We start from the raw sequence: 15,220 nt of genomic DNA, 5'->3' as shown, positions 1-15,220 counted from the left end.
TGCAAGCTTGTCGCAACCACTTTACTCATCACGGCCTTCCATCATGGTCCGTTTGAGCATCACATAAACCGCTCCGGCGCCGCCGTGTTTAGCCTGGCATGAGGTGAAGCCGAGCACTTGGGAATGCTGGCGCAGCCAGGTGTTGACGTGGCTTTTGATCATTGGGCGCTTGCCATCCAGGCGTACGGCTTTGCCGTGGGTGACGCGGACGCAGCGGATTTCGAATTTGGTCGCTTCGGCGAGGAATGCCCACAGTGTTTCCCGGGCCTTTTCCACGGTCATGCCGTGCAGGTCGAGGCTGCCTTCGAACGGGATCTGGCCGATCTTGAGCTTGCGCATCTGGCTTTCCTGCACACCGTCGCGTGCCCACATCAGCTCGTCTTCCGGGCCGACGTCGATCACGAACTGATCGGACAGCCCATCAACGATGGTGGCATCGGTGCGCACGGTGGCAGCCTGGCGCAATTTGGCGATCTGCGCGCGGTCAGCCTTGGGTTTGCCGGTTTCGGCGCGATCGTGTTTGATCGGCTTGACGCCTTGGATCGCGCTTTTGAACAGGGAAAAATCGTCGTCTTGCATGTCAGCCTCCGCGAAGGGCGGCCAGTTTACCCAAGTCGAGACACGATCGATAACAATTGGGCCTGTCAGAACGCCAGGCCATCCATTCAGTCGTGTTTTTTCATCAGATGCGGGGACATGTTCAGCGCTCGCGACTGGCGCGCACGGCGCCGGCAACGACGCCACAGCCAGACGCCCAGATACAGCAGGAACAAGCCAACCGCCAGAATGATCGCCGAGCCCAGAGGACTGGCGTTCAGCTCGCCGAGTGCCGGCGGGCGGCCGAGCAGGCTGGCGGCACCGGCCATTGCCAGCAAGACACCGCACGTTGCCAGCAGGGCAGCGAACGCTGCGCCGAATCGAAAACGCCAGTTGCTTTGGCCTTTGGGCCGCAAGCGGCGTGCGTCAAAACCATCGGATAACTTCATTCCGACCTTCCTCAATGGGTATCGGCCCTTCGACCGGGAGTTGACCGGGATGTTCCTGAGGCTATGACAATTACAGCTAATGAGAGGCTTTTGCGGATGAGCGGCGGCATGAACCGCTCATCGAGCGTCGATCAGATCAGATCGTTGGTCAGGGCGAGGGTGGCGAAATTGTCCGCCATGATCGCCATTTCGGCCTGTTGAACGTGGTCCGCGCTCAACACCCCACCCTTGTAGGGCAAATCCCGCGTGGCGCAGGCGTCTTCAACGAGGGTGCAACGAAAGCCCAGGTTTTTCGCAGCGCGCACGGTGGTGCTGACGCTGGAGTGGCTCATGAACCCACACACGATCAGATCCAGCGAACCGAGGTTCTGCAGGCGTTCCAGGAGTTCGGTGCCATGAAACGCACTGGGCAGCAGCTTGCCGATAATGGTTTCGTCGGCCAGTGGCTCCAGGCCCGGGATGAATTCACCGCGCTCGCCCTGCGGGTCGAACAACCCGCCGACGGTGCCGAGGTGGCGCACATGCACGATGGGGCGGCCGGCGGTACGGGCGGCAGCCACCAGCTGCTTGATGTTCGCGACGGCAGCATCCATGCCGCTCAGGGCCAGGGGACCGCTGAGGTATTCTTTCTGGGCATCGATGATGACAAGGGTCGCATGGCTCAGATTGGCTGCTGCATAACCGCGGCCGCTGAGTTGAAACATCGTTTTTGGAACGGACATTCTGGGGCTCCTTCGGGTGGGGCTTTTGCGACATTGTCCTCTGGCTGAGCGGTTCTGTGAATCGCTACCATCGCAGGGGCCGTCGTTGCTGGCGTGTAGCCTTGTCAAGATCCTCGTTTTGTTCAATAGCCAGCGCAAAAAATGGATTTGTCCTACGTCTGAGCTTCTGTGTTTCCTGCGTCGTCGTGGCGCGTTTTGGCTGGTAGAATCGTCAGTCGTTTTTTCTGGAGTTTGCCCTCGTGATCACTTCCCGCCTTCGCACCCTGCGCGACCATATCCGTTGGGCCGTCAGCCGCTTCCATGGGGAGGATCTGTTTTTCGGCCATGGCACCGACAATGCCTGGGACGAAGCCCGTCAATTGGTGCTGGGCGCGTTGCATCTTCCGTGGGAGATTTCTGACAGTTACCTCGACTGCAATCTGGAAGACGATGAGCTGGTCAGGTTGCAGCGCCTGCTCAAACGCCGTATCGAAGAGCGCATTCCGACCGCTTACCTGTTGGGCGAGGCGTGGTTCTGCGGCATGTCGTTCATCGTCGACGAGCGTGTGCTGATCCCGCGTTCACCGATTGGCGAGCTGATCGAAAAGCAGTTCACACCATGGCTGGGCGCCGAGCCTGCGCGAATTCTTGACCTGTGCACCGGCTCCGGTTGCATCGGTATCGCCTGTGCCTACGAGTTCCAGAACGCTGAAGTGGTGTTGGCCGACTTGTCGTTCGAGGCGCTGGAAGTGGCCAACAAGAACATCGAGCGGCATGGCGTCGATGAGCGCGTGTACACGGTTCAGGGCGATGGTTTCGACGGTTTGCCCGGGCAGCGTTTCGACCTGATCGTGTCGAACCCGCCCTACGTCGATGCGGAAGATTTCGCCGACATGCCGCAGGAATATCAGCACGAACCCGCACTGGGCCTGGCCTGTGGCGACGATGGTTTGAACCTGGTGCGCCGTATGCTCGCCGAAGCGGCGGACCATCTGACCGAGAAGGGGTTGCTGATTGTCGAAGTGGGCAATAGCCAGGTTCACGTTGAAGCGCTGTACCCGGAGGTCGACTTCGCCTGGCTCGATTTCGAGCGCGGCGGGCATGGGGTGTTCATGTTGACGGCGGAGCAGTGCCGGGCGCATCAGGCGTTGTTCGCGTCCCGCGTCTGAGTCAGGCAATCATCTGTAGGAGCGAGCTTGCTCGCGATGGACCTGAAAGCGACGCGCTTTTCCAGTAGACACGCGTTATCGTTGACCTCCATCGCGAGCTTGCTCGCTCCTACAGGTAATAACGTTCAAGCCGTTATCGGTGCGTCGCAATCCAGATCAGCAACCCTGCCTGAAACATTGCGAATGCCACCAGACAGGTGATGGTGAAACGCAGCCCGGCGTCTTCACGCTTGTACTTGCTGACCTTTTCCTCGTGCTTTTTCAGCTTCACTTCCTGCTCGGCCAGGTTCTGCTCGGCCTGCTGAAGCATCTGCGCCGCTTCGAGGATTTCCACCTGCTGCAGCTTTTCGGTGTTCCAGTCGGCCAGCAGATCGCCGACCAGTACCGCCTTGACGCTGCCCTTCAAATGCTGGGCGTCGGCGTAAACCACGTCAAAACCATGCACCCGCAGAAAGTGATCGCGACGCAGGCGCGTGTCTTCGTTCAGCGCGTCCTTGTTGTTCAGGTCGGTGCCGTCGACGGTGTAGCCGGGCCAGCGTTTTTTCAACCAGGTGATTGCCTGGGCCGCCAGATAGCGGCCGAGACCCCGGTTCATCGGTTCGATCTGCAAACCGCTGTCCGGCCCGAAACGCACGCGTTTGCTGGTGTGATCGACCCACACGTCGAGGTGATTCTGTTCCTTGCGCACGCGCTGGCCGGGCAGCGAAATGGTCATGCGCAACAGGCTGTGTTTCTTGTCGTTGCGCTCGGCATAGCCAAACTCGACAAAGCGCAGCGGCCGCCCGCCGGTGTTGCGGTCGATCTGCAACGGCGCCAGACGGAGCATCTTGTGGTGCTCGACGTGGACGTCCGCCCACGGCAGCTCGGCCGCTGTCGGTGCGTCTTTTTCAGCGGTGGTGTCGGGTGAAGTCGGGGTATCAGTCATAACGGCGAGATCCTGTCCAAGCTCAGCTTGCCACCAGTCTTGGCGCTGGCGACAAAGGCTTATCGGCCGTTTTCTACAAGACTGGAGGGCAAAAAGCGCTTAACGGGTACGAAGTCCGTCAATAAATCCGAGAATTCGCGTGCCGAGCTCAGCGGCCAGGGGCAATTGCGGGTCCTTATAGGAAGCCAGTTGCCGTTTGACGTCGTTGGGCACGATGCGCATGACGTGGTTCATGCCGTCGATCAGCGCCAGTTCGGCGTCCGGTTTGGCCGCCTTCAGCAGCCGTGCATCGTCGACACCGACCTGAATGTCATTGCTGCCCTGAATGATCAACGCCGGCATCTTCAATCGGGCGAACGCGGCGGCTGGATCCTGGCGAAACAGCGAAATCAGGTACGGCTGCACGCTCGGGCGGAAAATGACCTGCAATTGCGGCGGCACGTTGTCGTCGGTGTGGCCGGCCTTGAGGCTGTCGAGCAGCTCGTTGCTGCGCAGCATCAGCGGTGGTGGCAGGCGATTGCTCAGTTGCTGGCGCAGAACCTGGTCGATAGGGCGGGCGCTGCCGGACATGGAAATCACCGCCCCAGCATCCACGCTTGGCGCGGCGAGGCTGGCGATCAACGCGCCTTCGCTGTGGCCCAGCAGGATCAACGGGCCAAAACGCGGATCGGCCTTGAGCTTGCGGCCCCAGGCTTCGGCGTCGGCCACATAGGCCTCGACTGACAGGTTGCGTTCGTCCGGAGTCGCCGCGAGGCTCGCCGCCACGCCGCGCTTGTCGTAGCGCACGCTGGCGATGTTGTGTTTGGCCAGCACCCAGGCGAGGCGCTTGAGGCTGTCGTTACGGCCACCGTCGGGGTTGTTGCCATCGCGATCCGTAGGACCGGAGCCGGAAATGATCAGGACCACCGGCACGGGCTGGTCGGATTTTGGCAGCAACAATGAGCCGAACAGCTCCCCGGTGCCGGTATCCAGCGTAATGGGCCGTTGCAGGACAGTGGCCTGTACGAAGCCGGTAAACAAGGTAAGGCTCAAGGCTAAAACTCGCAGCATCATCACGCCATCATTCACAAAGGTGCCGGTTGGACCCGCGGCCACCCATAAGGTTCGAGGATGAACTACTTGGGTAGCCTGCGTATACTGGCGCGCATTACGTATTCAGGTTCATTTCACGGAGCGTCCTGCATGTCCGGCAATACATACGGCAAGCTGTTCACTGTCACCACCGCAGGCGAGAGCCATGGTCCGGCGTTGGTCGCCATTGTCGACGGCTGCCCGCCGGGTCTGGAGATTTCCCTGGAGGATTTGCAGCGCGACCTCGATCGCCGCAAACCGGGCACCAGCCGTCACACCACCCAGCGCCAGGAAGCGGACGAAGTCGAAATCCTCTCCGGCGTGTTCGAAGGACGCACCACCGGGTGCGCCATCGGCCTGCTGATCCGCAACACCGACCAGAAGTCCAAGGACTACTCGGCAATCAAGGACCTGTTCCGCCCGGCCCACGCCGACTACACCTACCACCACAAATATGGCGAGCGCGATTACCGCGGCGGCGGCCGCAGCTCGGCGCGGGAAACCGCCATGCGCGTGGCGGCCGGCGCGATTGCCAAGAAGTACCTGGCCAGCCAGGGCATCGTCATTCGCGGCTACATGAGCCAGCTCGGGCCGATCGAGATCCCGTTCAAGACCTGGGACTCGGTGGAAGAGAATGCGTTTTTCAGCCCTGATCCGGACAAAGTCCCGGAGCTGGAAGCCTATATGGACCAGTTGCGCCGCGACCAGGATTCGGTCGGCGCCAAGATCACTGTCGTCGCCGAAGGCGTGATGCCGGGCCTCGGCGAGCCGATTTTCGACCGCCTTGATGCCGAGCTGGCCCACGCGCTGATGAGCATCAACGCGGTCAAGGGCGTGGAAATCGGCGCCGGTTTCGCCAGTGTCGCCCAGCGCGGCACCGAGCACCGTGACGAACTGACCCCGGAAGGTTTCCTCAGCAACAACGCCGGCGGCATTCTCGGCGGCATCTCGTCCGGGCAGCCGATCGTCGCGCACCTGGCGCTGAAGCCGACCTCGAGCATCACCACTCCGGGGCGTTCCATCGACATCCATGGCAACCCGGTCGACGTGATCACCAAGGGCCGTCACGATCCCTGCGTCGGCATCCGCGCAACGCCGATCGCCGAAGCGATGATGGCCATCGTGCTGATGGACCACCTGCTGCGTCACCGCGGACAGAATGCCGACGTGCGCGTGAGCACTCCGGTGCTGGGTCAGCTTTAAATGGCTGACTTTACAGCCGCTGCAGTCTGATGGCTGTGGCGGCGCTCCCGTACTGGCGGCTCTCCAGTTTCTATCTGTTCTATTTCGCCTTGCTCGGTTCGACCGCGCCGTTCCTGGCGCTGTACTTCGATCACCTGGGTTTTTCCAGCGCGCGCATTGGCGAACTGGTGGCGATCCCGATGCTGATGCGCTGCGTCGCGCCGAACATCTGGGGCTGGCTTGGCGACTACACCGGTCGGCGCCTGGCCATCGTGCGTTTCGGCGCGGCCTGCACATTGCTGACCTTTTCGCTGATTTTCGTCAGCAAGAGTTATGCCTGGCTGGCGATGGTCATGGCCCTGCACGCGTTTTTCTGGCACGCGGTGTTGCCGCAGTTCGAAGTCATCACCCTGGCGCACTTGAAGGGCCAGACGCAGCGCTACAGCCAGATTCGCTTGTGGGGCTCCATCGGTTTCATCATCACGGTGGTGGCGCTGGGGCGCTTGTTCGAATGGCTCAGCCTCGACATCTACCCGCTGGCGCTGGTGCTGATCATGGCCGGTATCGTCGTCAGTAGCCTGTGGGTGCCGAATGCCCAACCGGTTCAAGGCGAGCGGATTGTCGGGGACGGTTTTCTCAAGCAGTTGCGCATGCCGGGTGTATTGGCGTTCTACGCTTGTGTGGCATTGATGCAGATGAGCCACGGTCCGTATTACACGTTTTTGACCTTGCACCTTGAACGACTGGGTTACAGCCGGGGTTTGATCGGCATGCTCTGGGCGCTGGGCGTGGTTGCCGAGGTCTTGATGTTCCTCGCCATGAGCAAGATCCTGGCGCGGTTTTCCGTGCGCCGGGTGCTGCTGGCGAGTTTCCTGCTGGCGGCGTTGCGCTGGCTGCTGCTGGGTTCGTTCGCGGAATTCGTCGGGGTGTTGCTGTTCGCCCAGGTGTTGCACGCCGCGACGTTCGGCAGCTTTCACGCGGCTGCCATCCAGTTCGTGCAACGTAGCTTCGGCGCTCGCCAGCAAGGGCAGGGCCAGGCGTTGTACGCGGCGCTGGCCGGCACCGGCGGGGCACTCGGCGCGTTGTATTCCGGCTACAGCTGGAATGCCCTCGGCGCCACGTTCACCTTTAGTATCGCCAGTCTCGCAGCCTTTGCCGCTGCCGTTATCATTGCCACACGTATGCAAGAGGACAGGCCATGAGCCTTACCCGTGAACACCTCGCCCAGGACATCATCGACGCCGGGCGTTTCCTCTATGGCCGCGGCTGGTCGCCGGCCACCAGCAGCAATTATTCGACGCGCCTGTCGCCGACTGAAGCGTTGCTGACCGTCTCCGGCAAGCACAAGGGCCAATTGGGCGTCGACGATGTGCTGGCCACCGACCTGTCGGGAAACAGTCTGGAGCCGGGCAAGAAACCGTCCGCCGAAACGCTGTTGCACACCCAGCTCTACAACTGGCGCCCGGAGATCGGCGCGGTGCTGCACACCCATTCAGTGAACGCCACGGTGCTGTCGCGCCTGACGCCGGAGGCTTTTATCGAGTTCGAAGACTACGAATTGCAGAAAGCCTTCAGCGGCATTTCGACCCACGAATCCACAGTGCGCGTACCGATTTTCGACAACGATCAGGATATTGCGCGCCTCGCCGCCAAGGTGCAGCCTTGGCTGGACGCCCACCCTGATTGCGTCGGCTATCTGATTCGCGGTCATGGCCTCTACACCTGGGGCGCGCGCATGAGCGATGCGCTGCGGCAGATCGAGGCCTTTGAATTTTTGTTCGAGTGCGAATTGAAGACGCGCTCGATCCTCAAGCGTTAAGGAGTTGCCCTGATGAGCAGCCTGTCCGTCTACCACGTCTCAAGCCCTGACATTCCGAACAAGGTGCTGACCCATTTCGAAGACATTGCCTCGACCCTGGCCGAGCAGGGCGTGCGCTTTGATCGCTGGCAAGCGGCGGCGAAAATCCAGCCGGGCGCCAGCCAGGAAGAAGTGATTGCCGCGTATCAGGAACAAATCGACCAACTGATGACCGAGCGCGGTTACATCACCGTCGATGTGATCAGCCTGAACAGCGATCACCCACAAAAAGCCGAGCTGCGCGCCAAGTTCCTCGACGAACATCGCCATGGCGAAGATGAAGTGCGATTTTTCGTCGCCGGGCGTGGCTTGTTCACCCTGCACATCGACGATTACGTGTACGCCGTGCTCTGCGAGAAGAACGACCTGATCTCGGTCCCGGCCGGCACGCCGCACTGGTTCGACATGGGCGAGCATCCGCACTTCGTGGCGATTCGCCTGTTCAACAACCCCGAAGGCTGGGTGGCTAATTTCACCGGCGAAGACATCGCCAGCCGCTTCCCGCGTCTTGAGGATTGAGCCGATGCCGATCAAAGCCATCCTCACCGACATCGAAGGCACCACCAGCGCGGTGAGTTTTGTGTTCGACGTGCTGTTTCCGTACGCCGCCAAACACTTGCCGGACTTCGTTCGCCAGCACGCTACCCGCGCCGATGTGGCCGAACAACTGGCTGCGGTGCGCCGAGACAGCCAGGAGCCGGACGCCGACGTCGAGCGCGTCATCGCCATCCTCCTCGGCTGGATCGCCGAAGACCGCAAGGCCACGCCGCTCAAGGCGTTGCAGGGCATGGTCTGGGCCCAGGGCTATCAGGCAGGTCAGTTGAAAGGCCATGTCTATCCAGACGCAGTTGAAGCGCTGAAGCGCTGGCATCAGGAGGGCTACAAACTGTTTGTTTATTCCTCGGGTTCGATTCAGGCGCAGAAACTGATTTTCGGTTGCTCCGAGGCGGGGGACTTGTCGCCGCTGTTCAGCGGCTATTTCGATACGACCTCCGGGCCGAAGCGGGAAGCACAGTCTTATCAGAACATCACCCAAACAATTGGCGTCGAGGCGGCGCAGATCGTCTTCCTCTCTGACATCGTCGAAGAACTGGATGCGGCGCGGGCGGCGGGCATGGCGACCTGTGGCTTGGCCCGTGCAGGCGGGGAGTTGGCGGGGCATGTGACCGTCGACAGCTTCGAGCGGATCAATCCCTCCACGTTCTAAGGGTCAACGCACCGCTCCCACATGGGATTTGCGTTGATCCAGAAACAACTCAGGCCGTGAAGCGCTGGCTTTCACGGCCTGTTTGTTTACAGCTGAAAACGTTTACGCCGAATGATAGGTCGGCAGGGCAAAGCGCTGCTGGCTCTGCAGCATGGAGATCTGCGGCAACTCACTGGCTTGTTCGGCCAGGTCACGGCGGATGGCGCTGATTACCCAAGACAGCTGATCACCGGCATGCAGCTGCTGATAGGAAATCGAGCGTTTAAAGACTTTGCCTTCGTTGCTGCGCAGGGTCAGCAAAATGCCACCGTCCGGACGAGGCTGGGTGGTGACGTCGAAGTTGGAGAACAGGGAGGTAAATTTTTCTTGGATCAGGCTCATGTCTATCAGCTCCGTAGGCTCTGGAATGGCAAGCATGCGGAGGTAGTTGCAGCGATTGTGCCAGCATTTGTAATTTTTAAAATCGTTATAAATCAGTAAGTTAAGAATATCTGTATTTTTTGCTTTCGTGCAATCTGCATGAAGGGCCATCGTGCATCCTGCATTTTGCGAGATGGCCGGCGACGCAATGGAACCATTCGAACCCCTGGCGTTCGTGTTTCCGCTGCACCGTCGGCGGATACAAAACATTTCAAAAACCGCGTGTACAGCTCAAGAACCGTTGACGTATTTTCGGGCTCAATCACCGTCGCCCGACAATAAAAAGATCGAACGGGAGCCAGCATGAGCCGCACCACGAACGACACGATTACCTGGGGCATGATGCTCCGCAAGCTGCCTTCAATTGCCAAAGCCCTGCCGCGGGTGGTCAAGGGTATGAAGGCCGCCAACGTCAAGGACCCGACCCAACCGTGTGGCCTCGGCTGGAGTTTCGAGCAAGCGACCTTGCGCAACCCTGACGGCCCGGCATTGCTGCAGGGGCCCGTGGCGCTCAGCTATTCACAGGTCAATCGGTGGGCCAATCGCATCGCGCATCACCTGATTGCCCAAGGTATCCGCAAGGGCGATGTGGTGGCGGTGTTCATCGAGAATCGCCCGGAATTGCTGGTGGCGATTCTGGCGCTGGCCAAGGTCGGTGCAATCAGTGCCCTGCTCAACACTTCGCAGACCCGCGACACCCTGGCCCATAGCCTGAACCTGGTGGCACCTGCGGCGATCATTGTCGGTGAAGAGCTGGTCCCGGCGTTTGCGGCGGTTCGCGAGCGGGTTTCGATCGATCCTGCGCGTACCTGGTTTGTCGCCGACCAGGACACTTACCGCCAACCGGGCATTGCGCCCGACGGTTTCATCAACCTGATGACCGCAACGGCGGACGGCCCCGACGACAACCCCGTCAGCAGCCAGCAGGTGTATCTCGACGATCCGTGTTTCTACATTTACACCTCGGGCACCACCGGGCTGCCCAAGGCCGGCGTGTTCAAACATGGCCGCTGGATGCGCAGCTCCGCGAGTTTCGGCTTGATCGCGCTGGACATGCGCCCCGACGACGTCGTCTATTGCACTTTGCCGCTGTATCACGCCACCGGGCTGTGCGTGTGCTGGGGCTCAGCGATCAGCGGCGCAGCGGGATTCGCCATCCGCCGCAAGTTCAGCGCCAGCCAGTTCTGGAACGACGTGAGGAGCTACCGCGCGACCACCGTCGGTTACGTCGGCGAATTGTGCCGCTACCTGGTCGATCAACCGGCGAGTGCCGACGACAGCCGGCACGGCGTGACGAAGATGATCGGCAATGGCCTGCGCCCTGGAGCGTGGCACGAGTTCAAGACGCGCTTTGGCGTCCGGCACATCTGCGAGTTGTACGCCGCCAGCGACGGCAACATCGGTTTTACCAACGTGCTCAACTTTGACAACACCGTGGGGTTTTCTCTGATGTCCTGGGAGCTGGCTGCCTACGACCACGACAGCGGGGCACCCACGCGCGAGGCGACGGGCTTCATGCGCAAGGTGGCCAAGGGCGAGCAGGGGTTGTTGCTGGCGAAGATCGACGACAAGGCACCGTTGGACGGTTATACCGATCCGCAGAAGACCGAAAAAGTCGTGCTCCACGATGTGTTCGAGAAGGGCGACCGTTACTTCAATACCGGTGACCTGCTGCGCAACATCGGTTTCGGCCACGCGCAGTTCGTCGATCGCCTGGGTGACACCTTCCGCTGGAAGGGCGAAAACGTCTCGACCACCGAGGTCGAGAATATCCTCCTGCAACACCCGAACATTTCCGAAGCCGTGGCCTACGGGGTGGAAGTGCGCAACACCAATGGCCGCGCGGGGATGGCGGCGATCACGCCCGCCGAGTCCCTGGCGACCCTGGATTTCAGCGAGCTGCTGGCGTTCGTCCGCGCGCACATGCCGGCCTATGCGGTGCCGTTGTTCCTGCGGGTGAAAGTGAAAATGGACACCACTGGCACGTTCAAATACCAGAAGACCCGGCTCAAGGACGAAGCCTTCGACCCGGGCCGGACGGGCGATGATCCGATCTACGCCTGGCTGCCGGGAACCGAGACTTACGTGCAGGTTACCGAACAATTGTTGGCGGAAATTCAGGGTGGCAAGTACCGCTATTGATGACGGCTATGGCGCCCCTTGAGAAAAAACAAGTGACAGCCATGGGGCTGCTCGGGAAACTGTCGGCTTTGCGAATAACTGTAAGTGGAGTCTCCAATGTCCGACCAAAGCCGCCAGATGACCCCCGAAGAAGCCGCCGAGTTTGCCGAGCAGGTCTTCAACAAAGCGCGCGAGGGCGATGCGGCCATGATGGCTGCGCTGCTGACCAAAGGCCTGCCGCCGAACCTGCGTAACCACAAGGGCGACACCCTGCTGATGCTGGCCGCTTACCACGGCCATGTGGAAACGGTGAAAGTCCTGCTTGAACACAAAGCCGACCCGGAGATCCGCAACGACAACGGCCAGAGCCCGATTGCCGGCGCGGCCTTCAAAGGTGATCTGGCAGTGGTCAAGGCGCTGGTTGACGGTGGCGCGCAGGTGGAGGGCTCGTCGTTCGACGGCCGCACCGCGCTGATGATGGCGGCTATGTTCAACCGTGTGGAAATTGTCGACTACCTGATCAGTAAAGGCGCTGATCCGAAGGCCAAGGATGCCAATGGCATCTCGGCGCTGGATGCGGCCAAGACGATGGGCGCGGTGGATACCACGGCGCAGTTGCAGAAGTTGCTGGGGTGATCAGGCGACAGCGGTAAGCGCCAGTAGGCTGGCGATGGACGCAAGCGCGCCGCGTTGAACCAGACGGCCCGCGTAATCGTTGACGACCATCGCGAGCGTGCTCGCTCCTACAGGGATGCGTACAACCGGGCACATTCAGTAAACCCAAACCTCAACCCGCCGATTTTTGATCCGCCCTTCATCCGCGCTGTTGGCCGCCACCGGCATCTCGGCGCCGAAGCCGCGGATCTCGCGGAACACCACGCCGCTTTTCACCAGCTCGCGCCGCACCGCCATGGCCCGCAACTTCGACAGCAGGTCGGCGCGCGCCGGATCGCTCTTGGCATCACCAAAACCCACCAGCGTTACCTGCCGGTCAGTCTTCTCATTCTGCTTGAGGTAATCCAGCACCCGCGTCAGGTCCTGCCGGGCCTTGTTGTCCAGGGTCGCGCTGCCCTCTTCGAAGCGGAAGTTCACGCTCAGGCGCTGGGCATGGCGACTGAGCGCCTGATAGCCTTCGGGCATCAACGCATTCGGCGTAACGGTCATGGCTTGCACGGTCTGGGCGATAAACCCGTTGGCCGCAACGATCGCCTGGCCTCTGCTGCTTTGGGCAAACGCCACCAGCGCTTCGGCCCAGGGATTTTTGCCGTTCGGCGGCAGGTAGAAAAACAGCCGGCGCGATAACGGATAGTCCTCGGTGGCGATCAGACTGTTAAGCGGCAACATCGCCTGGGACTGGCCATCGACAATCGCCACGGCTTTGGCCTGGCGTACATAGGGCAGGCCGATGAAACCGATGCCCTGCGGGTCGAGGCTGACCGCATCGGACAACTGCTCGCTGGACTCGAACCTTTTCGCCGCGCTGTTCAGATTTTTCCCACGTCGGCTGAGGACCACTTCCTTGAAGGTGTCGTAGGTGCCTGACTGATCATCCCGCGCATAAAGATGAATGGTCCCACCGTGGCCGCCGAGTTCTTCCCAGGTTTTCGCTTCGCCGCTGAAGATGCGCGCCAGTTGCTCGGTGTCGAGTTGATTCAGCGGATTCTGCGGATGAAGAATGATGGCCAGGCCATCGATGGCGATGACCTGCTCGGCCCTGGGGCTTTTCAGATCACCCAGGGATTGCAGGGCGAGCAGTTCGCTGTCCTTGATCGGGCGCGAAGAGGCGGCGAGGTCCGCGGTTGCGGTTTTCAGGGCGCTGAACCCGGTGCTGGAACCGTGGGCCGCGACCTCCACCTCAACCCGACGACCCTGCGCGGTTTCGCCAACCACCCGCAGTTCGTTGGCGGTGTCTTGCGCCTCACTGTGTACCTTGAGCAAACCCTGGTCGCGCATCAGGCCTTCAACCAGCGCCGGGCCCAGCGCCGCGCCGATGGTGTTGGAACCCTGGATGCGCAGCACCGGACCTTGTTTGGGCGTCGGCAAGTCAGCGGCCGATGCGGTGACTGGCAGCCCGGCACACAGCATTAACAGGAATAAAACGCGCAGCGTCATGCCCGCACCTTACAAAGCCAAGGAAAGTGCCGGGAGAATAAGTCAGTAAGGTTTCCGAAAGATGACAGTTACTACTGTAGGAGCAAGCTTGCTCGCGATGGCGGCGTGTCGGTCGATATCAGTATCGACCGTTACACCACGTGCGTCGCAACGCCACCCGGAGCAAGCCCGCTCCCCATAAGATCCGCGTGAATCTGGTAGATCAGCTCAACTCAAGCCAGATCGGCGCATGATCCGACGGTTTTTCCATCCCGCGCAGTTCGTAGTCCACGCCGGCATCCTTGACCCGCGGCAACAACCCGTGAGACGCCATGATCACGTCAATCCGCAGCCCGCGCTTGGGTTCATCCTCAAATCCGCGGCTGCGGTAGTCGAACCAACTGAAACGATCGGCCACGTCCGGGTTCAGGTGACGGAAGCTGTCGACCAGGCCCCAGTTCTTCAAACGGGCCATCCACTCGCGCTCTTCCGGCAGGAAGCTGCATTTACCGGTTTTCAGCCAGCGTTTCATGTTGTCCGGGCCGATGCCGATGTCGCAGTCTTCCGGGGAAATGTTCACATCGCCCATCACTACCAGTGGCTGTTCATTGTGGAACTGGCTTTCGAGCAAGTGCTGCAGATCGTTGTAGAAACGCTCCTTGGCCGGGAATTTGGTGGGGTGGTCGCGGCTTTCGCCCTGTGGGAAATAGCCGTTCATGATGGTCACCGGCACACCATTGGCGTCGGCGAAAGTGCCCCAGATGAAGCGGCGCTGCGCGTCTTCTTCGTCGGTGACGAAACCTTTGTGCAGCGCCAGCGGTTCCTTGCGAGAGAGCAGGGCAACGCCGTAGTGACCCTTTTGTCCATGGAAATACACGTGATAGCCCAGCGCCTGAACCTCGGCCAGCGGGAACTGGTCATCGTGGACCTTGGTTTCCTGCAGGCCAATCACGTCGGGTTGATGCTTTTCGATCAGCGCCGCCAGCTGATGGGGGCGAGCGCGCAGCCCGTTGATGTTGAAGGAGACGATCTTCATGGTCGGCAGGTCCTGGCAAAAGGCCGATGCTAGCTGACCTGTAGGAATCGGGCCAGTGTGCGGTGAGGGGATTCACCGTGTTTTGTCAGATATGGTTGCTGCATAAGCCGTCTTCGCGAGCAAGTCGGTCCCTAATCAATGTCGACTGACACACCGCATTGGCGAATGAACCTCGCTGTTCACCGCAACAATGAGTAACGCAAGAACATTCGCACACAGCTTCAGGCCCCTTCCTACATCATTCTTCCATGCCCGCTGCTAGCGTTTCGGATTCTTGCGATTCGCTCGGGCCCTGCATGTCACGAGCGTCGTATCTTTTTATCTCGGCTCAAGGATGGGCTATCGAAGCAAAAGGATGAGTGCATGCTCGCACCTGCTGATTTTCCTCAATTCACCCTGCAGATCCCCACCGTTCACCACGACTTCAAGGTCCTGAGTTTCAAGGGCACCGAG

16 protein-coding genes are annotated in these 15,220 nt (G+C 60.6%); 8 read left to right on the top strand and 8 right to left on the bottom strand.

The window, feature by feature from the left end; genetic code table 11:
• Positions 1 to 21: 21 nt before the first annotated feature.
• The 3 genes from NTD84_RS10435 to NTD84_RS10425 form a co-directional block, all read right to left on the bottom strand.
• Positions 22 to 579 carry a Smr/MutS family protein gene (locus tag NTD84_RS10435; protein WP_262165041.1) on the bottom strand — a complete coding sequence of 186 codons (558 nt, stop codon included), beginning with the start codon at positions 577 to 579 and terminating at the stop codon, positions 22 to 24.
• Positions 580 to 665: 86 nt separating this feature from the next.
• Complete coding sequence (locus NTD84_RS10430) at positions 666 to 986, bottom strand: hypothetical protein (protein ID WP_262165040.1); 321 nt, start codon at positions 984 to 986, stop codon at positions 666 to 668.
• A 131-nt stretch (positions 987 to 1,117) separates the two neighbouring features.
• Positions 1,118 to 1,708, bottom strand: a complete 591-nt coding sequence (locus NTD84_RS10425; RefSeq protein WP_262165039.1) for a cysteine hydrolase family protein — start codon at positions 1,706 to 1,708, stop codon at positions 1,118 to 1,120.
• Between the two features lie 239 nt (positions 1,709 to 1,947).
• Here NTD84_RS10425 and prmB point away from each other — a divergent pair, with 239 nt between their 5' ends.
• Entirely contained in the window at positions 1,948 to 2,856 is a 909-nt protein-coding gene (gene prmB / locus NTD84_RS10420; RefSeq protein WP_262165038.1) for a 50S ribosomal protein L3 N(5)-glutamine methyltransferase, read from the top strand.
• Between the two features lie 133 nt (positions 2,857 to 2,989).
• Here prmB and NTD84_RS10415 read toward each other — a convergent pair whose 3' ends face one another.
• Positions 2,990 to 3,781: a hypothetical protein gene (locus NTD84_RS10415; RefSeq protein ID WP_262165037.1), complete on the bottom strand. Its 792-nt coding sequence runs from the start codon at positions 3,779 to 3,781 to the stop codon at positions 2,990 to 2,992.
• Between the two features lie 99 nt (positions 3,782 to 3,880).
• Positions 3,881 to 4,834 carry an alpha/beta hydrolase gene (locus NTD84_RS10410; protein ID WP_262165036.1) on the bottom strand — a complete coding sequence of 318 codons (954 nt, stop codon included), beginning with the start codon at positions 4,832 to 4,834 and terminating at the stop codon, positions 3,881 to 3,883.
• A gap of 129 nt (positions 4,835 to 4,963) precedes the next feature.
• On the opposite strand from NTD84_RS10410, the gene aroC reads away from it, so the two are divergent.
• The 5 genes from aroC to mtnC are packed head-to-tail and all read left to right on the top strand — an operon-like array spanning position 4,964 to position 9,099.
• On the top strand, positions 4,964 to 6,055 hold the full coding sequence (gene aroC / locus NTD84_RS10405) for a chorismate synthase (protein WP_262165035.1): 1,092 nt from the start codon (positions 4,964 to 4,966) through the stop codon (positions 6,053 to 6,055).
• Between the two features lie 29 nt (positions 6,056 to 6,084).
• Positions 6,085 to 7,236 carry an MFS transporter gene (locus tag NTD84_RS10400; protein WP_262165034.1) on the top strand — a complete coding sequence of 384 codons (1,152 nt, stop codon included), beginning with the start codon at positions 6,085 to 6,087 and terminating at the stop codon, positions 7,234 to 7,236.
• The gene (locus NTD84_RS10395; RefSeq protein ID WP_262165033.1) at positions 7,233 to 7,853 is read left to right on the top strand and encodes a methylthioribulose 1-phosphate dehydratase; all 621 of its coding nucleotides are present in this window, start codon (positions 7,233 to 7,235) and stop codon (positions 7,851 to 7,853) included. Before NTD84_RS10400 ends, NTD84_RS10395 begins: the two co-directional genes overlap by 4 nt.
• A 12-nt stretch (positions 7,854 to 7,865) precedes the next feature.
• Positions 7,866 to 8,411 (top strand): 1,2-dihydroxy-3-keto-5-methylthiopentene dioxygenase, encoded by a 546-nt coding sequence (locus NTD84_RS10390; protein ID WP_262165032.1) that lies wholly within the window; start codon positions 7,866 to 7,868, stop codon positions 8,409 to 8,411.
• A gap of 4 nt (positions 8,412 to 8,415) precedes the next feature.
• Complete coding sequence (gene mtnC, locus NTD84_RS10385; RefSeq protein ID WP_262165031.1) at positions 8,416 to 9,099, top strand: acireductone synthase; 684 nt, start codon at positions 8,416 to 8,418, stop codon at positions 9,097 to 9,099.
• 102 nt (positions 9,100 to 9,201) lie between these two features.
• Here the strand turns inward: mtnC and NTD84_RS10380 are convergent, their stop codons facing one another.
• Positions 9,202 to 9,480: a DUF3509 domain-containing protein gene (locus tag NTD84_RS10380; RefSeq protein WP_315975565.1), complete on the bottom strand. Its 279-nt coding sequence runs from the start codon at positions 9,478 to 9,480 to the stop codon at positions 9,202 to 9,204.
• 342 nt (positions 9,481 to 9,822) lie between these two features.
• Here NTD84_RS10380 and NTD84_RS10375 point away from each other — a divergent pair, with 342 nt between their 5' ends.
• Positions 9,823 to 11,661: a long-chain-acyl-CoA synthetase gene (locus NTD84_RS10375; RefSeq protein WP_262165029.1), complete on the top strand. Its 1,839-nt coding sequence runs from the start codon at positions 9,823 to 9,825 to the stop codon at positions 11,659 to 11,661.
• Between the two features lie 96 nt (positions 11,662 to 11,757).
• Complete coding sequence (locus tag NTD84_RS10370; RefSeq protein ID WP_262165028.1) at positions 11,758 to 12,276, top strand: ankyrin repeat domain-containing protein; 519 nt, start codon at positions 11,758 to 11,760, stop codon at positions 12,274 to 12,276.
• A 135-nt stretch (positions 12,277 to 12,411) separates the two neighbouring features.
• Here NTD84_RS10370 and NTD84_RS10365 read toward each other — a convergent pair whose 3' ends face one another.
• Positions 12,412 to 13,752: a phosphate ABC transporter substrate-binding/OmpA family protein gene (locus NTD84_RS10365; RefSeq protein WP_262165027.1), complete on the bottom strand. Its 1,341-nt coding sequence runs from the start codon at positions 13,750 to 13,752 to the stop codon at positions 12,412 to 12,414.
• Between the two features lie 202 nt (positions 13,753 to 13,954).
• On the bottom strand, positions 13,955 to 14,767 hold the full coding sequence (gene xthA, locus NTD84_RS10360; RefSeq protein WP_262165026.1) for an exodeoxyribonuclease III: 813 nt from the start codon (positions 14,765 to 14,767) through the stop codon (positions 13,955 to 13,957).
• Positions 14,768 to 15,220 lie beyond the last annotated feature (453 nt).

The organism is Pseudomonas sp. 14P_8.1_Bac3 (genome assembly GCF_025466085.1).
In the GTDB taxonomy this organism is placed as follows: Bacteria; Pseudomonadota; Gammaproteobacteria; order Pseudomonadales; family Pseudomonadaceae; genus Aquipseudomonas.
Note: the sequence above shows the minus strand (reverse complement) of the source record. Positions and strands in the feature narration are given on the sequence as shown.

Coding starts and splice junctions, on each gene's coding strand:
- NTD84_RS10400 (WP_262165034.1), top strand. CDS start 6,085: ATGGCTGTGGCGGCGCTCCCGTACTGGCGGCTCTCCAGTTTCTATCTG.
- NTD84_RS10390 (WP_262165032.1), top strand. CDS start 7,866: ATGAGCAGCCTGTCCGTCTACCACGTCTCAAGCCCTGACATTCCGAAC.
- NTD84_RS10370 (WP_262165028.1), top strand. CDS start 11,758: ATGTCCGACCAAAGCCGCCAGATGACCCCCGAAGAAGCCGCCGAGTTT.
- mtnC (WP_262165031.1), top strand. CDS start 8,416: ATGCCGATCAAAGCCATCCTCACCGACATCGAAGGCACCACCAGCGCG.
- NTD84_RS10435 (WP_262165041.1), bottom strand. CDS start 579: ATGCAAGACGACGATTTTTCCCTGTTCAAAAGCGCGATCCAAGGCGTC.
- NTD84_RS10375 (WP_262165029.1), top strand. CDS start 9,823: ATGAGCCGCACCACGAACGACACGATTACCTGGGGCATGATGCTCCGC.
- NTD84_RS10410 (WP_262165036.1), bottom strand. CDS start 4,834: ATGATGCTGCGAGTTTTAGCCTTGAGCCTTACCTTGTTTACCGGCTTC.
- xthA (WP_262165026.1), bottom strand. CDS start 14,767: ATGAAGATCGTCTCCTTCAACATCAACGGGCTGCGCGCTCGCCCCCAT.
- NTD84_RS10395 (WP_262165033.1), top strand. CDS start 7,233: ATGAGCCTTACCCGTGAACACCTCGCCCAGGACATCATCGACGCCGGG.
- NTD84_RS10380 (WP_315975565.1), bottom strand. CDS start 9,480: ATGAGCCTGATCCAAGAAAAATTTACCTCCCTGTTCTCCAACTTCGAC.
- NTD84_RS10430 (WP_262165040.1), bottom strand. CDS start 986: ATGAAGTTATCCGATGGTTTTGACGCACGCCGCTTGCGGCCCAAAGGC.
- NTD84_RS10425 (WP_262165039.1), bottom strand. CDS start 1,708: ATGTCCGTTCCAAAAACGATGTTTCAACTCAGCGGCCGCGGTTATGCA.
- NTD84_RS10415 (WP_262165037.1), bottom strand. CDS start 3,781: ATGACTGATACCCCGACTTCACCCGACACCACCGCTGAAAAAGACGCA.
- aroC (WP_262165035.1), top strand. CDS start 4,964: ATGTCCGGCAATACATACGGCAAGCTGTTCACTGTCACCACCGCAGGC.
- NTD84_RS10365 (WP_262165027.1), bottom strand. CDS start 13,752: ATGACGCTGCGCGTTTTATTCCTGTTAATGCTGTGTGCCGGGCTGCCA.